Annotated in this window: 3 protein-coding genes; all 3 read left to right on the top strand. The window is 77.7% G+C overall.

The window, feature by feature from the left end; genetic code table 11:
• Positions 1 to 748: acetate--CoA ligase family protein (locus ABD317_RS35615; protein ID WP_344295943.1), on the top strand; the 748-nt coding region annotated here is incomplete at its 5' end.
• A gap of 92 nt (positions 749 to 840) precedes the next feature.
• Positions 841 to 1,431 (top strand): DUF5998 family protein, encoded by a 591-nt coding sequence (locus ABD317_RS35610; RefSeq protein ID WP_027752602.1) that lies wholly within the window; start codon positions 841 to 843, stop codon positions 1,429 to 1,431.
• Positions 1,431 to 2,660, top strand: a complete 1,230-nt coding sequence (locus ABD317_RS35605; protein ID WP_344295937.1) for an alkaline phosphatase family protein — start codon at positions 1,431 to 1,433, stop codon at positions 2,658 to 2,660. Before ABD317_RS35610 ends, ABD317_RS35605 begins: the two co-directional genes overlap by 1 nt.
• The last annotated feature ends 75 nt before the right edge of the window (positions 2,661 to 2,735 follow it).

The raw sequence follows: 2,735 nt of genomic DNA, 5'->3' as shown, positions 1-2,735 counted from the left end.
CCTGCGGCACCGCCCCGACCTCGGCGGCGTACGGCTCGACCTCGCCGGCGAGGAGGGCGTGCACGCCGACGTCCCCGAGCCGGACGCCGTGCGCCTGCTCGGCCGCTACGGGATCACCGTGCTGCCCGCGCTGCCCGCCCCCGACCCGGAGACCGCCGCGGCCGCCGCCGCCCGGCTCGGCTACCCCGTCGCGCTCAAGACCACCGCCGTCCACCTGCGGCACCGCCCCGACCTCGGCGGCGTACGGCTCGACCTCGCCGGCGAGGAGCAGTTGCGCCTCGCCCACGCCGAGCTGACCGGCAGCCTCGGCGACCCCGCCGAGCTGCAGCCCGTGGTGCAGGCGATGGCCCCGCGCGGCGTCGACACCGTGGTGCGCGCCACCGTCGACCCCGGCATCGGCGCCGTGCTGTCCTTCGGCCTGGCCGGCGCCCCCTCCGAGCTGCTCGGCGACCTCGCGCACCGCCTCGTGCCCGCCACCGACCGCGACGCCGCCGAGCTGATCCGCACCGTCCGGGGCGCCCCGCTGCTCTTCGGCTGGCGCGGCGCGCAGCCGGTGGACACGGCGGCGCTGGAGGAGCTGCTGCTGCGGCTGTCGCTCTTCGTCGACGAGCACCCCGAGGTGGTCTCCGTGGAGCTGTCCCCGGCGGTGGTGGCCCCCCGCGGCGTCAGCGTGCTGTCCGCCGCCCTGCGCCTGGCCCCGCCACCGCCCCGCGTCGACCTCGGTGCCCGCCGCATGCCCCGCTACTGACCGGCCGGCCCCGCGGCCCCGGCCCCGGGGGGCGGCGGCCCGGGCCCCGGCTGGCGGACCGGACGCGGCCTGCCGGGCCGTAGGATGGGCGCATGGCTAAGACCGGGACCGCGACCAAGGGGCTGCGCGCGGCGATCGAGCGCAGCGGCTACTACCCCGCCCTCGTGGCGGAGGCGGTGGAGGCCGCCGTCGGCGAGGAGCCGGTATCCGCGTATCTGGTCCACCAGGAGACGACGTTCGACGCCAACGAGGTCCGGCGCCACGTCACCGTGCTCGTGCTCACCGACAGCCGCTTCATCGTCAGCCACACCGACGAGCAGGCCGCGGACGCCACCTCGCCGACGCCGTACGCCACCACCTCCACCGAGTCCGTCAAGCTGGCCCGGATCTCCTCCGTCGTCCTCAGCCGCGTCGTCGGCAACCCCGAGGCGTACACCCCCGGCACCCTGCCCCGCGAGGTCGTGCTGACCGTCGGCTGGGGCGCCGTCAGCCGGCTCGACATGGAGCCCGCCACCTGCGGCGACCCCAACTGCGACGCCGACCACGGCTACACCGGCTCGGCCACCGCCGACGACCTGAGCCTGCGCGTCAGCGAGGCCGGCGACGGCCCCGAGACCGTACGGCAGGCCCTGGACTTCGCCCAGGCGCTCTCCGAGGCCACCGCCGCCGGCCCGGAAGCCTGATGCCGGCGACGGGAGGGACACCGGGCGACGGCGCACCCGCCTTCGGCGCACCCGGCGACGGCACCGCGACGGCCGACGGCTGGCCCGCGCCGCTCGACCCGGCCGCCGCGCCCGCCCCCCGCTACGGCACCGGCTCCCTGGCCGACCTGCTCCCCAGCATCGCCGCCGGGCTCGGCGTCCCCGGCTTCGTGCCGGCCCTCGCCGGGGTCGAACCGGCCGACCGCGCCTGCGTGTTCCTCATCGACGGCCTCGGCTGGGAGCAGCTGCTCGCGCACCCCGAGGACGCCCCCTTCCTGCACTCCCTGGCCACCGGCGAGCCGCTGACCGCCGGCTTCCCCGCGACCACCGCCACCTCCCTCGCCTCCGTGGGCACCGGCCTGCCGCCCGGCGCCCACGGCCTGCCCGGCTACGCCGTCCTCGACCCCGGGACCGGTGAGCTGATGAACCAGCTGCGCTGGCAGCCCTGGACGGCGCCGCGCGCGTGGCAGCCGTACCCCACCGTCTTCCAACTCGCCCACGACGCCGGGGTGCACACCGCGCAGGTGTCCTCGCCCGCCTTCGAGAGCACCCCGCTGACGACGATCGCGCTCAGCGGCGGCACCTTCCACGGCCGGCTGTCGGGGGAGGAGCGCATGGACGTCGCCGCCGCGCAGCTCGCCGCCGCGGACCGCGCGCTGGTCTACACGTACTACAGCGAGGTCGACGGCAACGGCCACCGCCACGGCGTCGACTCCGACGCCTGGCGCGGCCAGCTCGGCTACGCCGACCGCCTCGCCCGCCGCCTCGCCGAGCAACTGCCGCCGCGCGCCGCCCTCTACGTCACCGCCGACCACGGCATGGTCGACGTCCCCGGCACCGACGACGCCCGCTACGACGTCGACGAGGACTGGGAGCTGCGCGCCGGGGTCCGGCTCCTCGGCGGCGAGGGCCGCGCCCGGCACGTGTACGCCGTCCCGGGCGCCGCCGGCGACGTGCTCGCGGTGTGGCGCGAGGTGCTGGGCGAGCGCGCCTGGGTCGTCGGCCGCGAGGAGGCCGTCGCGCTGGGCTGGTTCGGGCCGAAGGTTGAGGAGCGCGTACGGGACCGGCTCGGGGACGTCATCGTCGCCGCGGCCGACGACATCGCGATCGTCGCCACCCGCACCGAGCCCAAGGAGTCCGCGCTCGTCGGCATGCACGGCTCGCTGACCCCGGCGGAACAGCTGGTCCCGCTGATCTCCGTACGCTCCTGAAGCCGCGGGCCGGCCACGGCCCCGCGCGGCCGCACGCCGCCCCACGCCCCCCGGTGGCGCCTGGCGCCGCGGCCC

The sequence above is a fragment of the Streptomyces synnematoformans genome (genome assembly GCF_039531005.1).
Taxonomy (GTDB): domain Bacteria; phylum Actinomycetota; class Actinomycetes; order Streptomycetales; family Streptomycetaceae; genus Streptomyces; species Streptomyces synnematoformans.
This window is presented reverse-complemented; position numbering and strand designations above follow the sequence as displayed.

Excerpts from the sequence above, each read along its gene's own strand:
- ABD317_RS35610 (WP_027752602.1), top strand. The coding sequence starts at position 841 with ATGGCTAAGACCGGGACCGCGACCAAGGGGCTGCGCGCGGCGATCGAG.
- ABD317_RS35605 (WP_344295937.1), top strand. The coding sequence starts at position 1,431 with ATGCCGGCGACGGGAGGGACACCGGGCGACGGCGCACCCGCCTTCGGC.